Raw genomic sequence first — 20441 nt, 5'->3', positions numbered from 1 at the left:
ATGGATCACAATTGTATATTATATGGAACTGGGGCGGCTCTAATAACTCCTTTTAGAGAAAAGGGAAAAATTGATTTTAAAAATCTTGAAAAACTTGTTGCTTTTACAAGTGAAAGAGGAGTTTCTTATCTAGTTTTACTAGGAAGTACAGCTGAGCCTTTTTCTTTAAAAGAAAAAGAAAAAATTGATATTATCAATAGTATTAAATCAGCTAATGGAAAAAACCTTCCATTAATATTAGGAATTGGGGTAAATGACCCTGAAAGAGTGATAGAGCAAATTTATAAGACGGATCTCGCTGAATTTGAATGTATACTTTCTGTTTCGCCTTATTATAACCGTCCAAACCAGATTGGACTTTATAAACATTTTAAGTATATTGCTAAATATACAACTTCTGATATAATGATTTATAATGTTCCATCAAGATCAGTTTCTAATATACTAACAGAAACTATTGTTCATTTAGCTAACGAGTTTACCAATATAGTAGGAGTTAAAGAAGCCTCTGGAAATCTTTTCCAAGCTTATGAAATAATTAATAAAAAACCAGAAAATTTCAGAGTAATTTCTGGAGATGATTCTTTGGCTTTACCTATTATTTTAGGTGGAGGTGATGGAGCTATTTCTGTAATAGCTCAAGGTTTTCCTAAACAATTTTCTGATATGATTTTTTTAGCAAAAAAAAATAAGCCTGAAAAAGCTTTTATATTATTCTATAATCTTATAGAGATGATTCATCTTCTTTTTGAAGAAGGCAATCCAACAGGAATTAAAGCTTTGTTAAAAATTATTGGAATTTGCGAATCTAACGTTAGATTGCCATTAGTTAAAGCTTCTCTAACCCTTAGAGAAAAAATTAAGATAGAATATAGAAAAGTAACTAAATCCATAATAAAAAAATTACTCTTATGATCTGTAAGTTTTTTAAAATTTTTATTCCTATAATAGGGGTGTTTTTTCTCTCTAAAAATAACAATTCTCTAGTTATAGAGAGAACTAACAATAGTTCCGATAAAATTTTATATCAAGCTTGTTTACTTTACGAAAGTAAAAAATATGAAAAATCTCTAAAATTATTTAATCGTTTAGTTTCTATTAATCAAGAGAAATTGAAAAAAGCTCTTCTTTATAAGACAGCAAGGTCTAATTTTAAGGTAAAAAATTACTTTTTAGCAGGAGTTCAATTTTCCAACTTTTACCATCTTTATCCAAATGATAAATTTTCCGAAGAAGCGTTATTTAAATCCGCTTATTGCTCTTATTTATCTTCAAAAGATTTTGAGCTTGATCAGAAGAATACTTATTTAGTTATAGAAAGGCTAAGATTTTTTTTAAAAAAATATCCATATAAGAAAAATTCTTCTAAAGCTAAAGAATTATTAGAAAAATTGTTAAAAATTACCGAAAAAAAATCTTTCGAAAGATCAAAAACTTATTATAACATGATGCAATATAAAGCAGCTTACGTATCTTTTAAAAACTTCCTCAATGATTTTAGAGATTTTAGAAACAGTAGTTTCAGAGAAGAGGCTATTTTTTATATGTTTCTTTCCAAGAAAAAGTTATAAACTTCATTTAATTATATATGGATTTCGGAAAACTAAAAAAAATACCAAAAACAATTAAAATTTTCGATATTAAAAAAATAGAAAAATCTGGAGAAAGCATTTATGCTGTTATTTTAAGATTGAGTAAACGATCTTATAAAATAAATAAACTTATCAAAGATGAAATCTCTCAAAAAATGGAAAAATTTTATTCTTTTAAAGATAAGTCACTAGAAGAAATTTTGGAAAATAAAGAAACAGTTGGGATCTCCAAGTTATTTGAGGAAATTCCTCACCCAACTGTACTTGCTACACAAGAATTTTTAGATAGGGACAATTGACTTGGCTGGGTATCGAACCCAGCACCCTTACATTAAAAGTGTAATGCTCTACCAACTGAGCTACCAAGTCTTGGTGTATATAAAATAAAAAAATTTGCAAAATTAAAATGTAAATTTAATTGTTAAAAACAAAATTATATAGTATTAAACCGTAATAATTTTTTTTTTAACTTAATTTTAGTTGGATACATGGGATGTGGAAAAAGTTTCGTGGGTCATGCTTTTTCCTCATATTTAAAGCATTATTTTTATGATATTGATAATCTTCTCTGCAATAAGAAAAAAAAGTCTATTTCTGACATATTCAAAAAAAATGGGGAATTATTCTTTAGAAAGATAGAACATAAAACTCTGAAAGAGTTTTTAAACAACTCCAAATCCTATATACTAGCCTTAGGTGGAGGAACACCTTGCCATTATGAAAATATAAATATAATGAATGAAAAAGCATGCACTGTTTACCTAAGATACGGAGTTTCTTCTTTATTTGAAAGATTGCGTTTACAAAGAGAAACCAGACCTATAATTTCCCATTTAGATGATAAATCTTTATTGATATTCATAAATAATCAACTCTCTGAGAGAAAGGGCATCTACGAAAGAGCTAAAAAAAAAATATCTATTAAAGGTAAATCTATTGAAGAGATAGTTTTTTACCTAAAAAGTCTTTTAAAAGATGTTAAATGAAGAAAAACTTTTCAGAGAGATTAAAAAAATCCTTCCATTAGATAAAAAAATTCTTGTGGCTGTAAGTGGAGGAATCGATAGCATGACGCTATTAAATATTCTCCTTAAACTAAGGAGACCATTAGGTGTTGTTCATGCTAATTTTCAGTTAAGAGGAGATTTTTCTAATAAAGATGAAACCTTCGTAACTGACGTTTGTAAAAAAAAAAATATACCTCTATATAAGAAACGCTTTAATGTTATTGCAAATAAAAATATGCAAATTACGGCAAGAGAACTTCGTTATGATTGGTTTGAGCAATTGCTAAAAACAAAATCTTACGATTTTCTTGCCTTAGGTCACCATTTAGATGATTCTATAGAAAATTTTTTTCTTAATCTTATTAGAGGAACTGGAATTAAAGGGTTTTTAGGCATTCCTAAAAAAATAAAGCAATATATACGGCCACTTTTGACTTTGACTAAAGCAGAAATTATCTCTTATGCCAATAAATATGATATTTCTTGGAGAGAAGACACAAGCAATAGTAAAAATGAATATTTTAGAAACAGTGTTCGTAACTGCTTAGTCCCAGTTTTAAAAAAACTTTCTATAAATTTTTCCAAAAATTTCCAAAAAACGATCAATTATCTGTATGATACTTCTCATTTAGAAAATGAATATTTACAAAAAATTTCTGAAGAAATTACTGAAGAAAAAACATTCCATCCCTATTTTTGGAAAATAAACTGTAAAAAACTGAAAAAAATCCAAACTCTAACTACTTGTCTTTTTAAATTATTTTCCCCTTATGGTTTTGTAAATATTACTGATATGATTCGGCTTTTAAACGCACAATCAGGAAAGCAAATATTTTCAAGAAAATACAGAATTCTAAAAGATAGAAATTATTGGATCCTTGTGCCTAGGATAATAAATATAGAGCAAAAAGTCTATAAAATAATAGATCTTTTACCTAAAAAAACCCCTTTTTCTTTATATTTTTCCTTCAATAATAAGATTGAAGCATCAGCAGATGCTGCCGTAGATTTGTATAAATTACACTGGCCTTTACAGTTAAGAACTTGGAAAAAAGGCGATTATTTTTATCCTTTAAATTTTAAGAAAAAATTAAGTAAGTATTTTAAAGACGAAAAACTTTCCCTTTTTGAAAAAGATCATATTTGGATTTTGACAAATGCTTATAATGATATAGTATGGATTGTAAAAAGAAGACTAGACGATAGATTTAAGGTAACTGAAAAAACGAAACATGTATTAAATATTCATTTAAGTTAAGCAAAAAAAAAATTTAAAAAATTTTCAATACTTTCTTCTAATCTTTTTTCTTCTAAAAAACTGAGAAATTCACTTCCTATTATTGCCCCTTCAAAAGAAGAACAAGCTATATTAAAATGTATTTTATTGGATATTCCAAAACCAACCAATTTAGGAATATTAAAATTTAAATTTTTAATATTTTCAAAAAAAAATAATTGTTCATAACTAATTTTTTTCTTAGGCCCTGTAGTTGAGGAGGAAGAAACCAAATACAAGAAACTTCTTGTTATCTTACTTAGCATAAGAATAGAATTATCAGTAGTTTTGGGGGTTGCTAGGAAAATCAAGGGTAAATCAAAGCTCTTAAAAAGAGAGAGGTATTTACTTTTATAAATTTCAACTGGAAGATCTGGAAAAATTAAACCAGATATTCCAGATTTAATACAATATTTTAAAAATCTTTCTTCTCCAAATTTTATAAACTGGTTATAATAGCCCATAAGGATTATGGGTTTTTTTTTTTTAATTGCATAAAATTGACTGAAGAATAGCTTGATGGTTATCCCATTTTCTATAGCTTTTTGGCTGCTATTTTGAATAATGACACCGTCAGATAAAGGATCTGAATATGGCAAGCCTATTTCAATAATGTCCACTACTTTAATTTCTTGTAATTTTTTAAAAATTTTTTGTGTACTGTTTATATTTGGATAACCTGCTGTGAAATAAATACTTAATATATACTTTTTTTTTTCAAAAAAACATTCTTTTATAGAGTTCACAGGGTGAAAATTTTAGCCTCCTCTGAGATTTAAGTGATATGATTAAGTGAAATGATGAATATAAGCTTTCATATCTTTATCTCCTCTACCTGAGAGATTGACAATTACCAAATCTTCACGTTTAAGAAATAACTTCGGCAAGATAGCTAAGGCATGAGCGCTTTCTAAAGCAGGAAGAATTCCTTCAAGTTTAGAAATTTCGTAAGCAGCCTGCAAAGCTTCTTCGTCAGTTACACTAATAAACTGAACTCTTTTACTATCAAAAAAATGAGCCTGCATTGGTCCAATGGCTGGATAATTTAATCCAGCTGATATTGAACAAGGGTTAACAATTTGTCCATCTTCATTTTGCATTATTATAGATATACTTCCATGTAAAACTCCCTTAGTTCCTATAAGAGTAACAGTAGATGTTTCAGAAGTTTTTGCGTTTCCAGCTGCCTCTACTGCAATAAGCTTTACTGATTCTCTATTTAAAAAATGATAAAAAGCACCAGAAGCATTACTCCCCCCACCAATACAAGCCAGTATGTAATTTGGGTAAGTAACGCCTTCTTTTTTAAGAAGTTGTTCCCGTATTTCCTCACTAATAATTGACTGAAATTCTGTTACCATTTTTGGATATGGATGGGGCCCTACGGAAGAACCAATCAAATAATAGCTTTCTGGGTGATTAATCCAAAAACGTATAGATTCATTTACGGCATCTTTAAGAGTTTTTTGGCCGCTAAAAACTTGAATTACCTTTGCTCCAAGCATATTCATACGGGAAACATTGGGAGATTGACGTTTTATATCCTTTTTTCCCATAAATATAATACATTCAAGACCTCCTAAAAAAGCACAAACTGTTGCGGTAGCAACTCCATGTTGACCTGCTCCTGTTTCTGCAATAATTTTTCTCTTTCCCAGAGTTTTAGCTAACAAAGCTTGACCTAACGCATTATTTATTTTATGAGATCCTGTGTGATTTAAATCTTCTCTTTTTAGGTAAATATTAGAGCAATAAATAGAGGATAATTTTTTGCAAAAGAAAAGAGGGGTAGGTCTCCCTACATAATCTCTCAGATAATTATTCAATTTTCTTTGGAAACTTTTTTTTTCAACAATTTTTTTGTATTGACTATTAATTTCATCAATATTATAGCGAAGCATTTCAGGTATGAAAGATCCCCCGAATTGACCATAAAATCCTTTTTCGTCTGCTATCATTTTCTTATTTCTTTTAGAAAGCTCTTAAATAGAATTTTATTTTTTATAGTCGATTTTTCTTCGAAACGACTATTCATATCAATACAAAATAATTTCGAATGTGAAATCGAAAGAATGGGGGAACTATCCACAGGCCCTATTCCTCCACTAAGAAAAAAGGGAGTGGGTTCTTTATATTCAGAAAGTTTTTCCCAAAAAAATTTTTTACCACTTCCTCCAAATTTTGGAGTAAGTGTGTCGAAAAGAAAATACGAACAGACCTCAGTGTATGCTTTTACTTTTTCGAAAGAAAAAGAGTCCTTTATCTGGAATGCTTTGATTATTTTCAATCCTTTTCTAGATATTTTTTGGCAAAAATTTGGACTTTCCTCTCCGTGCAATTGGACCTTTTTAATCCTGTTTTCAAAGCTTTTCCTTAAGATTTCTTCTACCGAAGCGTTCACAAAAACCCCAACTTTAGATATTTTTCCTAAATTAGGAGCAATAAAATTTTCTCCAACAAATCTAGGAGAGTGTCTATAAAAAATAAAACCCATCATATCAGGTTTCAACATGGAAATAGACGAAATATTGGAAAATTCTCTCATTCCACAAATCTTTATTTTAATTTTTTTTTTCATTCTTCATTAAATGAAGGAAGATTATTATTAATCTGTAGAATTTTTTCACAAATACTCCAAGGATTAGAAGAATTAAGAAAACTTTCTCCTATTAGAAAGCCATGAAACCCTAACTTTTTTAAGAAGAAAATCTCTCCAAGATTAGAAATTCCACTTTCAGAAATTTTAAAAAAATTTATTTTTCTAGATAACTGGACCGAACACTCAATATCTATTGAGAAATTTTTTAAATTTCTATTATTAAGACCAATAACGTCAATCTCTTCCTCTATGGTAATTTTATCTAGTTCTTTTTCAGAATGAAGTTCCATTATTACTTCCAATCCAATATTCTTAGCTTTTTTAACGAATTTTATGAGCACCTCTTTTGAAAGAATTTCCGTAATAAATAAAACAGCATCAGCTCCTATTGCTTTGGAGGCTATTATTTGGGATTCATCAATAATAAAATCCTTCCGTAACAATGGAAGGTAAACGTTTTTCCGAGTTTTAGGTAGATCAGCATTTCTAGCTGAAAAATATTTATCATCAGTTAAAACTGATACACCAGATGCACCAGCATTTTCATATCCTATAACTACGTCTTCTATAAAAAATCTTTCGTTAATAAGTACTTTAGTAGGAGAGATTCTCTTGAATTCTGCAATGATTCCAGTTTTGCTTTTTCTAATGCTATTAGATAGGGAAAGACACTTTCTTGGTTCTTCTATTGATTTTTTTTTACTATTTTTTCTAATCTCTTCTTTCTTCTTAGAAAGAATTTTGGAAAGAAAATTCATAATATTCTCTTTAATTAAGAAAGTTTTTTAATACTTCTTTTGCTTTTCCGTTTTTTAAAGATGCTCTAGCTAGAGAATAACTTTTCTCAAAGTTTTCTTTATTTAACAGCATTAAAGCAAAAGCAGTATTTGCTAATACAACTTCGTTTTGTGCAAACGTACCCTTTTTTGAAAGAAAATCAAAAAATATATTAGTATTTTCTTCAATACTTTTACTCCCAATTACTTCATTTTCATCATTTTTTTTTCCTAATGACCTAGGGGAGTAGAGTTTTCCCCCTTTTCTAGTATAGCATATAAAATTATCAGTTAGAGAAATTTCATCATATCCATCAAGACTATGAATTATAGAATAATTAGAATCAGTTTTCTGATAAAAAATATTATATAGCTGGGTTATATAAAAATCACTTGCTCCTATTAAAAATTTTTTGGGTTCTATTGGAGAAATAAGTGGACCAAGAATGTTAAAAAATGTTTTTATAGAGAGTTCTTTTCGAATTCTAGATATCTTATCTAAATGAGGATGGAATAGAGGAGTGTGAAGGTAACAAATCCCAGATATTTCAATATTTTTTTTTAATTGACTTTCATTTTTTGGAAAAGTATATCCTAGTTTTTTTAAAAGGGTGGAAGATCCAGTAATAGAGGATACACTGTAATTTCCATGCTTAATTACCTTACAGCCAGCACCAGAGCCAACAAAACAAGCTAAAGTGGAAATATTAAAAGTGTTTTTCCCATCACCTCCAGATCCAACGATGTTTATGACTGGTAAATCTCCCAAATAAACTTTTATGCAAAATTGCATAAAAGCTTCTCGAAAGCCTTCTATTTCTTCTACAGAAGGAAATCTCATCTTATAAAGAGTAATGAGTTTTCCTATATTTGATCGGTTCAATCGATTCATAAATATGTTTATAAAAATACGTTTGGCTTTTTCCCTGTATAAACTTTTGTGGAAGATAAGAGTTTCTTTCATTATGTAAGCCAATTTCCTATTATTCTCTCTCCTTGTGTAGTTAAAATAGATTCAGGATGAAACTGTAATCCACGTACTTCGTATGTTTTATGTCTGATTGCCATAATCTCATTTAATGGACCAAGTGCCGTGATTTTTAAATCATTTGGAAAATCCTCTTTTGACAAAACCCAAGAATGATAACGTCCAGCTTTAAACTTTCTATGTAATCCTTTAAAAAGAACTTCTTTAGAATCGTTAATCTGTATATAATGAGATTTACCATGATAAACTTTTTTTGTGGTTATTAATTTTGCCCCGAATGCAACTCCAATAGCTTGGAGACCTAAACATATTCCTAATATGCTTTTTGTTGAGGAATAAACTTTAATAAGAGAATTTAGAAGGTTAAATTCATTTGGTATTCCAGGACCTGGAGAAAGTATTATTTTTTCATAATTTTCAACATTATCTAAAGATATTTCATCATGTCTAAATACATCTGGATTTTTTCCTGAAAGCTTTTTTACCATATATACTAAGTTGTATGTAAAGGAGTCGTAATTATCTACGACTAATATTTTACCCTCCATAGTTTTAAATTTTTTTTGGAAAAATTTATGGATTTAAACAAAGCCGATAGCTTATTTTTTACTTCTTGAACTTCATTATCTTCTTTAGACTCATAGAGTATGCCACTTCCTGCCTGAAAAAACAGAGTGTTTTCCTTACTTAGAAAGGATCGAATAATGATAGATGAATCCATTCCTCCGTCTAGTCCTAAAAAACCGATAGCTCCCCCATAAATTCCACGATGTTGATTCTCTATCTGGTCTATAATTTTTATAGCCCTATATTTTGGGGCTCCGGAAAGAGTACCTGAAGGGAATGTTTCCCTGAATATTCTCATTGTAGAAATATCAGAATATAGTTTTCCATAAACTCTGGAAACCATATGCAGAACATGGGAAAAATATTGAAGTTTTTTGAAACTTTCCACTCTTACTTTTGATGAGTTTCTGCTTAAATCGTTTCTAGCTAAATCAACAAGCATGATATGCTCAGAATTTTCTTTGGGATCTAGGAGAAGTTTTTGAACAACGATACTTTCTTCCATTTTATTTACAGATCGAGTAATCGTTCCAGCAATAGGATTAATGGAAGCGAGGTTTTTTTTGACGATTAATTGTGCTTCTGGAGAAGATCCAAATATTTTGTAATTTCCATAATCGAAATAAAATAAATATGGAGATGGATTTATCTCCCTAAGAGATAGGTAAACATTAAATTCATCTCCTATGAATTTATGACTAAATTGTCTAGATAGAACGATTTGAAAGATATCTCCATACAAGCAATATGTTCTTGCTTGTATAATCATATTTTTGTGTTCTTCATTGCTTATGTTAGAGTCTAGTTGTCCAGAAATTTTAAATGAAAAAACATAATTTTTCTTCGTTTTTTTAAGAAAATTATTCAATTTTTTAATTGAATAAATTCCTTTTTTTTCAGTCAAATTATGTTTGACAAAAATGATTTCTTCGCAAGAAGTATGAAATATTATAAGATTAATGTAAAATTTAAGACGTATTTGAGGAATACGGTAGGGGTACTTTATGGGAGATTTTAAGGAAATATTTTCAAAATATTGAATGCTTTCGTAGGAAAAATATCCATAAAAACCTGAATAAGGAGAAGCTATATTTTCCGATCTAAATTTTTTAAAGAAATTATCGATTATCCTCTGAACTTCTGATCTACTTCCAATAAGGAAGCTTTCTGAGTAATCGTTTGGATAAGAAATATTGGCCTGATTTTTATCAATCCAAATCTCTGAAATTGGATCTATACAAAGAATGGAAGCACATATTTTCTCGAATAGTAAACTTTTGGGGAAATAATCTCTTAGTTTTAAATATAAATTTACAGGGTTAACGTTTTCAGAAAAATATTTTTCTTTAAAAGTCTTAAAAAGAAATATTGATGACATGTTTTGATTTTTAGGGATATTATTGCTATTCGATTTGATAAATAATTTTCCTATTCTCAATCATAGAATCAAGAAACTCTTTATTGTTTTCTGTTTTATAAATACGGTAGCGTAAAAAATCTATTGCTTCTAGTAGATTCATTTCAGAAAGAGATTTTCGGATAATCCAAATTTTTTGTAGTGTTTCAGTATCAATAAGAAGATCCTCTCTTCTTGTACTTGAAGAAAACAAGTCTATGGATGGATAAAGTCTACGACTAGAAATATTTCTATCAAGTTGTAGTTCCATGTTTCCAGTACCTTTGAATTCCTCAAAAATAACTTCGTCCATTTTTGATCCAGTATCAATAATGGCTGTAGAAATGATTGTCAAGGATCCTCCATTTTCTATATTTCTAGCTGCTCCGAATAAAATCTTCGGTTTATGCAACGCTTTTGCGTCAATACCTCCAGATAAGACTCTTCCTGAAGATGGATATACAGTATTAAAGGCTCTTGACATTCGGGTAATGGAATCCATTAAAATGCAAACATCATGTTGACATTCAACCAGCTTTTTAGCTTTTTTATAAACCATTTTAACTACTTGAACATGTTTTTCAGCTGATTCATCAAAAGTTGATGAAATAACTTCTCCTTGAACACTTCTCTGCATGTAGGTTACTTCTTCAGGTCGTTCGTCAATTAACAAAATCATCAAGTATACTTCTGGATGATTAGCTGAAATAGCATTTGCGATTTCTTTAAGTAAAGTAGTCTTTCCAGTTTTTGGGGCAGCTACTATCATGCCACGCTGGCCTTTACCAATTGGAGAAAAAAGATCAATAATTCTAGTAGACAAAGTAGCTTTCTTTCCAGAAAGATTGAATTTATCCATTGGGAATAAAGGAGTTAAGTATTCAAAATAGATTATTTTTCTTCCCTTATACTTATAAGGGTTACAATTATTAATTGAGATGATCTTAATCAAGGTAAAATATTTTTCCACCTTTTTAGGAGTACGAACTTTTCCTTTTACTGTATCCCCAGTCTTTAGGCCAAAAAGTAGAATTTGATACTTAGATACAAATATATCTTTAGTAGAGGCTAAATAACTAAAATTAGAGTATCTTAAAAATCCATAATTATAATCAGGTATTATTTCTAAAACACCTTCATTAAGAATGTTCTTAAGTTTTTTTTTAGTAAAAAAATATTCTACTAATTTTTTTTCTTTTTCAATATTGAGAGTCTTCTCATATATCATAATTTTTTGCTAATGAAAAATAAATTTTTTTTCGAAAAACTTGAAAGCATAAAACATCGTTTTGATGAACTTTCAGAGTTAATAACTAGCCCAGATATTATCGCAGATCATAAGAAATATGGATCTCTTATACGTGAATTAAAATACCTTGAAAAGTTCGTAGAAATCTATAGAATTTCTAAAACTTATAAAGAAAACGTCGCAGAAGCAGATAAAATATTAATAACAGAAGAAGATCCAAAGATAAAGGAATTAGCCCATATTGAGAGATATAAAGCTTTATCCGTTTTGTCTTATCTAGAAAAAGATATTCTGAATATTCAGAAAAAACAGGAAGATGAGAATAATGCTATTATTGAACTTCGTGCTGGAACTGGAGGAAACGAAGCTTGTCTTTTTGTTGAAGATATTTACCGAATGTATACAATGTATTTCAAATCCATGAGATGGAAATCTGAATTATTGAATGCACAAGCATCAGATGTTAAAGGATATAAACAAATCATTTTAAATGTTTTTGGAAAAGGAGCATATGGAATATTGAAATTTGAATCAGGGGTACATAGGGTGCAACGGATACCAAAAACAGAGGCTCAAGGTCGGTTACATACTTCAGCTATAACCGTAGCTGTTTTTCCAGAGATAGAAGATATAGAAGTTGCTCTGAATCTTTCAGATATAAAAAGGGAAACTTTTCGATCAAGTGGATCAGGTGGTCAAAATGTTAATAAAGTAGAAACTGGGGTACGTTTAAAACATATTCCAACTGGAATTTTTGTTGAATGTCAAGAAGATAGATCCCAACATAAAAATTATGAAAAGGCTATGAAAGTCTTGCGTTCTCGTATTTATCAAATTGAATTGGATAGAAAAAAAAAAGAACGTTCTGATGAAAGAAAATTTTTAGTTTCAACCGGAGATCGGTCTGCAAAAATAAGAACCTATAATTATCACAAAGGAAGGGTAACGGATCATAGGATAAATAAGTCTATTTATTCTCTTGAAGAATTTATGAACGGAAATATTCAAGAAATGATTGATGCTTTTAGATCAATCGAAACTCTAGAAAAATTTGTTTAAATTAACAACATACTAAAATTTTTTGTATAAGACCATTAATAAGATCTTTTTTTTGCATTTTTCGTTTTCCCTCTATTTTAGCCTCAAAAACTAAAATATATCCATCTTTGGCAGAAATTTTTATTTCTGATGATGTTATTATTACTCGTCCAGAATACTCATTATTTTCTGTAATTAAAGTTTTACCCCTATAAATTTTCATTCTTTTTTTATATTTTTTCGAATATATAAATGTCCAAGCACTTGGATGTGGACTTAATCCTCTAATCTTATTGAAGATGACTTTTACGGAAGAATGCCAATTAATCAGGCAATCCTGTGTTGATATTTTTGGAGCAATTTTAAAATTTGAAGAAAGTTGAGGAAAAGGCTTTATTTTTTTTAGGAGTACTCCTTCTATAGTTTCTAACACAAGATTAGATCCTATACCTGCTAGGCGATTATGAAGCTCGCCAAATGTTTCTTGCTTTCCAATCTGTACTTCTTTCTTAAGAAGAATTTTTCCCATATCTACTTTATCGTTTATAATAAACGTCGTTAATCCAGTATTATTTTCCCCATGTATAATAGCCCAGTGTATAGGGGCTGCACCCCTATATTCAGGTAATAATGAAGCGTGCAAATTAAAAGTTCCCATTTTGGAAAGGCTCCAAACTTCTTTTGGAAGAACTCTAAAAGAGACTACAACTTGTATATCTGCTTTCCATTTTCTTAAAGATTCTAAAAAAAAATCTGATTTAAGATTAGTTGGTTGTAATAAAGGTAATCCTAGGGATTTAGAAATTATTTTTATTATAGATTTATGCTTTTTACAACCCCTTCCATAGTTTTTATCAATAGGAGTAATTACTCCCATTATAAGATATCCTTTTTCCCAAATTTGTTTCAAAGAAACTGCAGAAAAAATGTTTGTTCCAAAAAACCCAATTCGTTTACTCATATTTAAATTTAAAATAAAATATTATAGTCAATGTGGAATTGTGAATTAATTGCTTATATTGCAGTAAAATCTGCAGAATCTACGCTCATTGATTATGCACTTAGAAGTGGAGGGATGAAAGAACTAGATGATTATCAGGTATATAACACCATTCAGGATATTTGGCCAGATTGTCCAATATCTGATGAAGATTATCTCCTACAATCAGGAAGAATATGAACTTTAAAAAAATATTTAATAGGTTTATTGGGGGGAAAAACGAAAAAGAACTTAGAGTAATTAAAGAAAACTACTTAAATAAGATAAAAGAAAAAGAGCCTATTATAGCATCGTTTTCCTATGAGAGATTACGATCTAGGACTGAGGAATTTAAAATTAAAATTAGAGAAAATACCAAAAAAATTATAGAAAAAATTAAAGAACTTGAAAAAAAAGTTCAAAATACTCATTTTTACACTCAAGAAAAAATTGAGATTGATAGATTAAAAAAAGAGCAATTAAAGATTGAAAGAGATACCCTAGAACTGATCCTTCCTGAAGCTTTTGCTTTAGTAAAAGATACTGCAAGAAGATTTAGAGAAAGCAATACGATTTGCGTTATTGCGACGCCTTTTGATCGGCGTCTTTCTAGAGAAAAAAATTATGTAACCCTTTTAGGTGATAAAGCTATATGGAAAAACACTTGGGATGTTTTAGGTAAAACGGTTGTTTGGGATATGGTCCATTACGACGTTCAGCTTATTGGAGGCGTAGTTATACAACTAGGAAAAATTGCTGAAATGGCAACTGGCGAAGGAAAAACTCTAGTAGCCACTTTACCAATTTATCTTAATGCTCTTGTAGGTAGAGGGGTCCATATCGTTACTGTTAATGATTATCTAGCTAAAAGGGATGCTGCTTGGATGGCTCCAATTATGGAATTTCATGGATTAAGAGTAGATTGTATTGATAAATATCTTCCTAATACTTCCTCTAGGAAAAAAGCATATGAAGCTGACATTACTTATGGTACTAACAGTGAATTTGGTTTTGATTATTTGCGGGATAACATGGCAAAACTACCTGAAGAAGTAGTTCAACGTGATCTTCATTATGCTATTGTTGATGAGGTAGATTCAGTTTTAATAGACGAAGCAAGAACCCCATTGATTATATCTGGATCAGAAAATCAAAACAATCGTAATATCTACGATAAGTTCAAACCTAAAGTAGTTCATTTAATTGAACGTCAGAGTATGGAACTTAGCAAAATTCTTAAAGAAGCTTGTTATCTCCTTAAATCAGGAGATAAGGAGAAAGGAGGATTTAAACTCCTTCAAGTATATAGGGGATTACCAAAATTCAAAACCTTAATTAAGGTTTTACAGGAAGAAAATGTTCGTTTTATTTTGCAAAAAACAGAAGATAAATACATGCGGGATAACAATAGGGAAATGCCAAAAGTTGATTATGGACTGTATTTTGTTATTGACGAAAAGAATAATTCTGTTGACCTTTCTGAAAAAGGTATTGAATCTATCTCTAAAGAGGAAAACGATCCTAATTTTTTTCTTCTACCCGATATAAATGCAGAGATTGCACTTCTGGAGAAAAAAATGCTTAATCAGGTAGAAGAAAATTTCCAAAAAGAGGAAATGTTAAAAAATTTCTCCATTAAATTGGAGCGTTTGCATATACTTAATCAATTACTTAAAGCTTATACTCTCTTTGAGAGAGATGTAGACTATGTTTTAGTCGATAACCAAGTAAAAATTGTAGATAAAAAAACTGGACGGATTATGGAAGGAAGACGTTATTCTGATGGATTACATCAAGCTATTGAAGCAAAAGAAAACGTTAAAATAGAATCTTCCAGCAAAGTTTTTGCTACAATTAGCTTGCAGAATTATTTCAGAATATATGAAAATATTTCTGGAATGACGGGAACTGCAGCTACAGAGTCTAGCGAATTTTGGCAAATCTATAAACTAGAAGTAGTAGTTATCCCAACTAATTTTCCGGTACAGAGAGTAGATTCTCAAGATTTTATATTTAAAACAATGCGTGAAAAATACAATGCTATTGTTAATGATATTTTTAGACTTTCTCAGAAAGAGAAGCGGCCTGTGTTAATAGGAACTTCTTCTATAGAAGTTTCTGAACTTCTTAGTAGGATGTTAATAAGCCGAAATATTCCTCACAATGTATTAAATGCTAAACAACATAAAAAAGAAGCTGAAATTATTTCTAAAGCTGGTATTTACGGAGTTGTAACTATTTCGACAAATATGGCTGGACGAGGAACTGACATTAAATTATCTCCAGAAGTTAAAGATTCTGGTTTGGCTATCTTGGGTACAGAGAGACACGATTCTCGAAGAATCGATAGACAATTAAGAGGGAGGGCAGGACGTCAAGGAGATCCTGGAAGTTCTCAATTTTATGTTTCTATAGAGGATAATCTTATACGTCTTTTTTCTGGATCAAGTAATTTAGCTAAACTAATGGACCGTTTTGGTCATAAAGAGGGTGATGTGATTCAACATCCTTTGGTAACTCGTTCTATAGAAAATGCTCAAAAAAAAGTTGAAGAGAATAATTTCAGCATTCGAAAAAGATTACTAGAGTATGATGATGTAATGAATAAACAAAGAGAAATAATTTCTAAAAAAAGACAAAATGTTTTATTTAGGAAAAATATTCATTTAGATATTTCTATGATGCTTTATGATCTCCTATATGATTTACTTAAAAGTAAAGAGGTAAAAAATATTGAACAAAAGTTGAATAGTCTCTTAAAAATAGAATTTACCATTGATTTAGAGAAGTTTTCTCCAAATGAATCCCTTGATGTAATATACAAAAAAATAATTAATATTTATACAGAAAGAAAAGAATCTCTATCTGAAAAGATTAAAAAAATTATTTACGGTATTAAAGAATGCCTTCAAGTAACCATTCCGATTTCTGATGGAACTAGAATTTTTTATCTTACTTCAGATTTAGGGAGACTTTACGAAAGTCGTGCTTTTATGGAAGATATTGAAAAAATGGTAATATTAGAAATTATAGACGAAAAGTGGAAAGATCATATCAATAATATGGATAATCTACGTAGTTATGTTCAAAACTCTATTTACGAACAAAAAGATCCTCTTTTAATCTATAAAAGAGAAGCTTTTCATCTTTTTCAAAGAGTTATTTTTGAAATTAACAAAGGAGCTTTGTCTTTCCTTTTTAGGGTCTACATTCCTCCCATTTTAGAAAAATAAAAAACTAGCATAAAAAGTATCTATATTAAAAATATATAATGATTATTTATTATACATTCCAATATTTTTCCTAATACTTTTCCTTTTCTTTGGACTGAAAAATATAAACTTCCTATAAAATTATTTAATGCATGTAATAGTATGCAATTTAATATAGAATAAGTAATTAAGTCCTATAGCAGATCCAATAATAAATCCTACTAAAAATCGCCAAACAAAAAAGAGTAAAAAAATAGAGCTTTAAATGTAGGAATTTTATTTTCCTTTGAGGATTTTTACCCTTAAAAACTCTTCCCCATAAAGGGGCAGCTTTTACAATAAAAGGTATTAAATGATGAGAATCCAATTCTTTTTCACTTTTCTTTTGCACAAGAATTTGTTTTTATAAAGAAAATGAAATTATCCAAAAGCATTGAAAAAAAAAAGTGTAATTTAGTAAAATATCCGAAATATAAAATGCATTCCATCTAAAAATAATAAATAGAGACATAATGAAAGAAATTACTTCCCAGACTTATTTTAAATGGTTCCAAAATATGTTTTTCTGGAGAAGATTTGAAGATAAATGCCGATTTTTATATTTAAAAAAAAAAATAAGGGGATTTTTGCATTTATATAATGGACAAGAAGCAATTCCAGCTGGAGTCAGCCATGCGATGGATCTTACTAAAGATCAGATGATAACGGCCTATCGTTGTCATATTTTATCTATTGCACTGGGGGTGGTTCCCCAGAAAGTTTTGGCTGAACTTTTAGGAAAAATTACTGGAACTTCTAGAGGTATGGGGGGGTCTATGCACCTTTTCGATAAAGAAAAAAGATTTTATGGAGGATATGGTATAGTGGGAGGCCAAATACCACTAGGTGCAGGAATTGCTTTCGCAAATAAGTACTTCAATAGAAAATACGTGACTATTACACTTTTGGGTGATGGAGCCGTTCGCCAAGGTTCTTTACATGAGACTTTTAATATGTCAATGACATGGAAATTGCCTGTAGTTTTTATTTGTGAAAATAATAGATACGCAATGAGTACTTCTATCGATAGAAGCACTAATCTTAAAGAGATTTACAAAATTGGATACGCTTACGATATGCCTTCTTATCCAGTAGAAGGAATGGATCCAGCAAAAGTAGCTAAAGCAGCTAATCTAGCTATAGAGAGAGCTCGTCTTGGAAAAGGCCCAAGTTTTTTAGATGTTCGAACCTATCGATATAGGGGCCATTCCATATCCGATTCAGAAACTTATCGTTCTAAAGAAGAGGTGGAACAGTATAAAAAACAAGACCCTATACTTAGAGTAAAAAAATTGATATTGATAAATCAATGGGCTTCAGAAAAACAATTAGAATATTTTGAAGAAAAAGCAAAATCAGAAGTGGAATCATCTGTTCTCTTTGAGGGAAATTCGCATTTACCTAAAATAGAACAGATGTATGAATTAGTTTCAAAACAAAAAAATTATCCATTTGTTGATTAAATGTCTTGATTTTAATTTGAGATAATAACAAACATATATGGCAGAAATAATAACTATGCCACGTTTGAGTGATACTATGGAAGAAGGAAAGTTGATCAGATGGTATAAAAAAGTTGGAGATAAAATTTCAGAAGGAGATATTTTAGCTGAAATTAAAACAGACAAGGTCAATCAAGATTTTGAAGTTGATGTTAGTGGAATATTGCTTTATGCTGGATTAGAGGAAGGTGAAAGTACTAAAGTAGATAAAATTCTTGCTATTATAGGTGAAGAAGGAGAAGATATTAGCGACCTAATAGAAGATACCAATAAACGATATGTAGATAAAAATGACAGAGAGCCACAAAGAATAGAAAAACATTCATCCACACGTAAAATTATATCAAAACGTTTAAGCGAATCAAAGTTTACAGCTCCTCATTTCTATTTGACAATGGAAATAGATATGGAGAAAATTCTTCAATTGAGACAGGAAGTAAATAAAAAACTTACAGATGTAAAAATCACAATTAATGATTTTATTATTAAAGCTTCTGCTTTAGCCATTCTTGAACATAAATTAATAAACGCTTTTTGGACAGAGGAAAATATTGTCTATAATGCCTATATAAATATAGGCGTAGTTGTATCCATAAAATATGGATTACTCGTTCCAGTAATTTTTCACGTAGATCAAAAATCTATAAAACAAATTTCTTTTGAAGTAAAAGAGAAATCTAACCGTGCTAGAATTAGCATAATTAAAGCTAAAGAAATAGAGGGAAGTAGTTTTACTATTTCAAATTTAGGAATGTTTGGAATAGAATCTTTTACTTCAATCATCAACCAGCCTAATTCTTGCATCCTTTCAGTTGGAACTATCGTTGAAAAACCCTTTATTAAAAGAGGTAGATTATCTACAGGCTATACAATGAAAACTACATTAGCTTGTGATCATCGTATAATAGATGGTTCAGTAGCTGCTGAATACTTCAGGACTCTAAAAAAATTTATAGAGGATCCTTTTATTAGTTTAATTTAAACTAAAAGGATAAAACAATCTTATTGTGTAAGCAATAGATAAAAAAATCTAAATACGTAGAGCTTTTAGCAAAAAAAAATAATCTTTGGAAAAACTTTTCCCAAAAAAGTAGAAAATTAAATTTTCTACTAATAAAATTCTTCCGAAGGAAGCTGATCTCTTTAAGTCTGCCATTAATTTTATTAAAAATTTAGCGAAAAATCTTATAACTAAAATTACTGACAATCATATTAGGAATATATTGCATGAACCAGCGTATGCTGCAAAAACATTATAAAAAGCTAAATCTACGAATTCCATACTGTCTTACAAAAATTTAAAAAAACTTTGGACAGTCTGGGGAAAAAATCAAGTATATTACACTTATAAGTGTAATATACCAAATTGTCATCAAAGTAGTAACGAATATTAAAAATATACTTTTAAATAAATAAGCGCATAACGGAATGCTTTTTCCGATCTTTTTCTTAGTTGTTAACATTCCAGCTAAAACAGCCGTATTGTTAATACATTCCATAAAGACTAAATTGGTATTTTTTTTAAATCATTTATGAAGCCTTTCATAAGAAAAAAATTCTATATGATTAGAGTAAAAAATACAACAGTAAGGTCTCTATAGAAAATATTTTTCCAATGATTATAAAATTTCTCTCTTATGAGAGAAAACTTTTTTTAAGAGCACTTATTTCCAATGCATCATATGCTACTTCAAAGATAAAAACTTTGATACGACTAGGATAGAATAGATGTAAAAATTGAAAATAAATAAAGAAACTAAAACTCTGTATGTAATTGATCAAGGAATAGGGAGGACATCTGTGGAAAAATATATTAATCAAATTGCTTTTTCAGGTGCTGAAGAATTCGTAGATAAATATCAAGAAAAAGGTAAAGATCATCTTCAATCAATAATTGGACATGGGTTTCTATTCATCTTTTATGGGGGTAGAGATTTTTTCTAAATCTTAGAAAAACGTTTAAGCTGTTCATTGGATTTGTTCCTACATTTACAATAAAAGAAACCGATAAAAAAAATAAACGAGGAACTGAAATTATTTTACAAATTAGCGATGAAAGTAAAGAATTTCTATAAGAAAGTCGCATTAATGGACTTATTAAAAAATATTGCTAATATATACATTTTCCAATAAAGTTTGGTTCTAGAGAAGAGACAAAAAAAAAAACCAAGCTGTAAAAAATTATAGTGTATAATATAGTAAATTGCCCTAAACCTATGAG

General features: G+C 29.4%; 19 protein-coding genes, 1 tRNA gene and 1 pseudogene. 11 read left to right on the top strand and 10 right to left on the bottom strand.

Annotation, left to right across the window (positions count from 1 at the left end):
• From dapA to VF849_01255, 3 genes are read left to right on the top strand one after another with little or no spacing between them, the layout of a single operon-like run.
• Entirely contained in the window at positions 1 to 915 is a 915-nt protein-coding gene (gene dapA, locus VF849_01265) for a 4-hydroxy-tetrahydrodipicolinate synthase (GenBank protein HEX9232658.1), read from the top strand.
• Positions 912 to 1571: an outer membrane protein assembly factor BamD gene (gene bamD, locus VF849_01260; protein ID HEX9232657.1), complete on the top strand. Its 660-nt coding sequence runs from the start codon at positions 912 to 914 to the stop codon at positions 1569 to 1571. Before dapA ends, bamD begins: the two co-directional genes overlap by 4 nt.
• Before the next feature lie 17 nt (positions 1572 to 1588).
• Positions 1589 to 1891, top strand: a complete 303-nt coding sequence (locus tag VF849_01255) for a hypothetical protein (protein ID HEX9232656.1) — start codon at positions 1589 to 1591, stop codon at positions 1889 to 1891.
• Here the strand turns inward: VF849_01255 and VF849_01250 are convergent.
• Positions 1889 to 1961, bottom strand: a tRNA-Lys gene (locus VF849_01250). The genes VF849_01255 and VF849_01250 overlap by 3 nt on opposite strands.
• A gap of 119 nt (positions 1962 to 2080) precedes the next feature.
• Here VF849_01250 and VF849_01245 point away from each other — a divergent pair.
• Both VF849_01245 and tilS read left to right on the top strand, forming a co-directional pair.
• Entirely contained in the window at positions 2081 to 2578 is a 498-nt protein-coding gene (locus VF849_01245; protein HEX9232655.1) for a shikimate kinase, read from the top strand.
• Positions 2568 to 3857: a tRNA lysidine(34) synthetase TilS gene (gene tilS, locus VF849_01240; protein HEX9232654.1), complete on the top strand. Its 1290-nt coding sequence runs from the start codon at positions 2568 to 2570 to the stop codon at positions 3855 to 3857. The genes VF849_01245 and tilS overlap by 11 nt, the downstream gene beginning before the upstream one ends.
• On the opposite strand, the gene trpA is transcribed toward tilS, so the two are convergent.
• The 8 genes and pseudogenes from trpA to rho form a co-directional block, all read right to left on the bottom strand.
• Complete coding sequence (gene trpA / locus VF849_01235; GenBank protein ID HEX9232653.1) at positions 3854 to 4621, bottom strand: tryptophan synthase subunit alpha; 768 nt, start codon at positions 4619 to 4621, stop codon at positions 3854 to 3856. The genes tilS and trpA overlap by 4 nt on opposite strands.
• A 42-nt stretch (positions 4622 to 4663) precedes the next feature.
• Positions 4664 to 5833 carry a tryptophan synthase subunit beta gene (gene trpB / locus VF849_01230; protein ID HEX9232652.1) on the bottom strand — a complete coding sequence of 390 codons (1170 nt, stop codon included), beginning with the start codon at positions 5831 to 5833 and terminating at the stop codon, positions 4664 to 4666.
• On the bottom strand, positions 5830 to 6453 hold the full coding sequence (locus tag VF849_01225; protein HEX9232651.1) for a phosphoribosylanthranilate isomerase: 624 nt from the start codon (positions 6451 to 6453) through the stop codon (positions 5830 to 5832). Before VF849_01225 ends, trpB begins: the two co-directional genes overlap by 4 nt.
• Positions 6450 to 7232, bottom strand: coding sequence for an indole-3-glycerol phosphate synthase TrpC (locus VF849_01220; protein HEX9232650.1), 783 nt, complete (start codon positions 7230 to 7232; stop codon positions 6450 to 6452). Before VF849_01220 ends, VF849_01225 begins: the two co-directional genes overlap by 4 nt.
• A 10-nt stretch (positions 7233 to 7242) precedes the next feature.
• The gene (trpD, locus tag VF849_01215; protein HEX9232649.1) at positions 7243 to 8214 is read right to left on the bottom strand and encodes an anthranilate phosphoribosyltransferase; all 972 of its coding nucleotides are present in this window, start codon (positions 8212 to 8214) and stop codon (positions 7243 to 7245) included.
• On the bottom strand, positions 8214 to 8786 hold the full coding sequence (locus VF849_01210) for an aminodeoxychorismate/anthranilate synthase component II (GenBank protein ID HEX9232648.1): 573 nt from the start codon (positions 8784 to 8786) through the stop codon (positions 8214 to 8216). The genes trpD and VF849_01210 overlap by 1 nt, the downstream gene beginning before the upstream one ends.
• Positions 8768 to 10183: a chorismate-binding protein gene (locus VF849_01205; protein HEX9232647.1), complete on the bottom strand. Its 1416-nt coding sequence runs from the start codon at positions 10181 to 10183 to the stop codon at positions 8768 to 8770. Before VF849_01205 ends, VF849_01210 begins: the two co-directional genes overlap by 19 nt.
• A gap of 25 nt (positions 10184 to 10208) precedes the next feature.
• A pseudogene (gene rho / locus VF849_01200) lies at positions 10209 to 11348 on the bottom strand (transcription termination factor Rho).
• Between the two features lie 93 nt (positions 11349 to 11441).
• Between rho and prfA the strand changes: the two are divergent.
• The gene (gene prfA, locus VF849_01195) at positions 11442 to 12509 is read left to right on the top strand and encodes a peptide chain release factor 1 (GenBank protein ID HEX9232646.1); all 1068 of its coding nucleotides are present in this window, start codon (positions 11442 to 11444) and stop codon (positions 12507 to 12509) included.
• Between the two features lies 1 nt (position 12510).
• Here prfA and fmt read toward each other — a convergent pair whose 3' ends face one another.
• Positions 12511 to 13449, bottom strand: a complete 939-nt coding sequence (gene fmt / locus VF849_01190; GenBank protein ID HEX9232645.1) for a methionyl-tRNA formyltransferase — start codon at positions 13447 to 13449, stop codon at positions 12511 to 12513.
• A gap of 30 nt (positions 13450 to 13479) precedes the next feature.
• Here fmt and VF849_01185 point away from each other — a divergent pair, with 30 nt between their 5' ends.
• The 5 genes from VF849_01185 to VF849_01165 all read left to right on the top strand — a co-directional run bounded on the left by VF849_01185 (position 13480) and on the right by VF849_01165 (position 20164).
• Positions 13480 to 13668 (top strand): hypothetical protein, encoded by a 189-nt coding sequence (locus VF849_01185; protein ID HEX9232644.1) that lies wholly within the window; start codon positions 13480 to 13482, stop codon positions 13666 to 13668.
• On the top strand, positions 13665 to 16700 hold the full coding sequence (secA, locus tag VF849_01180) for a preprotein translocase subunit SecA (protein ID HEX9232643.1): 3036 nt from the start codon (positions 13665 to 13667) through the stop codon (positions 16698 to 16700). Before VF849_01185 ends, secA begins: the two co-directional genes overlap by 4 nt.
• 491 nt (positions 16701 to 17191) lie before the next feature.
• Positions 17192 to 18181, top strand: coding sequence for a pyruvate dehydrogenase (acetyl-transferring) E1 component subunit alpha (pdhA, locus tag VF849_01175; protein HEX9232642.1), 990 nt, complete (start codon positions 17192 to 17194; stop codon positions 18179 to 18181).
• Between the two features lie 37 nt (positions 18182 to 18218).
• Positions 18219 to 19202: a dihydrolipoamide acetyltransferase family protein gene (locus VF849_01170; protein HEX9232641.1), complete on the top strand. Its 984-nt coding sequence runs from the start codon at positions 18219 to 18221 to the stop codon at positions 19200 to 19202.
• Positions 19203 to 19957: 755 nt separating this feature from the next.
• A complete protein-coding gene (locus VF849_01165) occupies positions 19958 to 20164 on the top strand; it encodes a hypothetical protein (GenBank protein HEX9232640.1) in 207 nt (68 codons plus the stop codon).
• Positions 20165 to 20441: the final 277 nt, after the last annotated feature.

This window comes from Blattabacteriaceae bacterium (assembly GCA_036390115.1).
GTDB lineage: Bacteria > Bacteroidota > Bacteroidia > Flavobacteriales > Blattabacteriaceae > DASQPV01.
Note: the sequence above shows the minus strand (reverse complement) of the source record. Positions and strands in the feature narration are given on the sequence as shown.

Coding starts and splice junctions, on each gene's coding strand:
- VF849_01220 (HEX9232650.1), bottom strand. CDS start 7,232: ATGAATTTTCTTTCCAAAATTCTTTCTAAGAAGAAAGAAGAGATTAGA.
- VF849_01170 (HEX9232641.1), top strand. CDS start 18,219: ATGGCAGAAATAATAACTATGCCACGTTTGAGTGATACTATGGAAGAA.
- trpB (HEX9232652.1), bottom strand. CDS start 5,833: ATGATAGCAGACGAAAAAGGATTTTATGGTCAATTCGGGGGATCTTTC.
- dapA (HEX9232658.1), top strand. CDS start 1: ATGGATCACAATTGTATATTATATGGAACTGGGGCGGCTCTAATAACT.
- VF849_01185 (HEX9232644.1), top strand. CDS start 13,480: ATGTGGAATTGTGAATTAATTGCTTATATTGCAGTAAAATCTGCAGAA.
- VF849_01225 (HEX9232651.1), bottom strand. CDS start 6,453: ATGAAAAAAAAAATTAAAATAAAGATTTGTGGAATGAGAGAATTTTCC.
- trpD (HEX9232649.1), bottom strand. CDS start 8,214: ATGAAAGAAACTCTTATCTTCCACAAAAGTTTATACAGGGAAAAAGCC.
- VF849_01255 (HEX9232656.1), top strand. CDS start 1,589: ATGGATTTCGGAAAACTAAAAAAAATACCAAAAACAATTAAAATTTTC.
- VF849_01245 (HEX9232655.1), top strand. CDS start 2,081: ATGGGATGTGGAAAAAGTTTCGTGGGTCATGCTTTTTCCTCATATTTA.
- prfA (HEX9232646.1), top strand. CDS start 11,442: ATGAAAAATAAATTTTTTTTCGAAAAACTTGAAAGCATAAAACATCGT.
- VF849_01205 (HEX9232647.1), bottom strand. CDS start 10,183: ATGTCATCAATATTTCTTTTTAAGACTTTTAAAGAAAAATATTTTTCT.
- fmt (HEX9232645.1), bottom strand. CDS start 13,449: ATGAGTAAACGAATTGGGTTTTTTGGAACAAACATTTTTTCTGCAGTT.
- secA (HEX9232643.1), top strand. CDS start 13,665: ATGAACTTTAAAAAAATATTTAATAGGTTTATTGGGGGGAAAAACGAA.
- pdhA (HEX9232642.1), top strand. CDS start 17,192: ATGAAAGAAATTACTTCCCAGACTTATTTTAAATGGTTCCAAAATATG.
- tilS (HEX9232654.1), top strand. CDS start 2,568: ATGTTAAATGAAGAAAAACTTTTCAGAGAGATTAAAAAAATCCTTCCA.
- bamD (HEX9232657.1), top strand. CDS start 912: ATGATCTGTAAGTTTTTTAAAATTTTTATTCCTATAATAGGGGTGTTT.
- VF849_01210 (HEX9232648.1), bottom strand. CDS start 8,786: ATGGAGGGTAAAATATTAGTCGTAGATAATTACGACTCCTTTACATAC.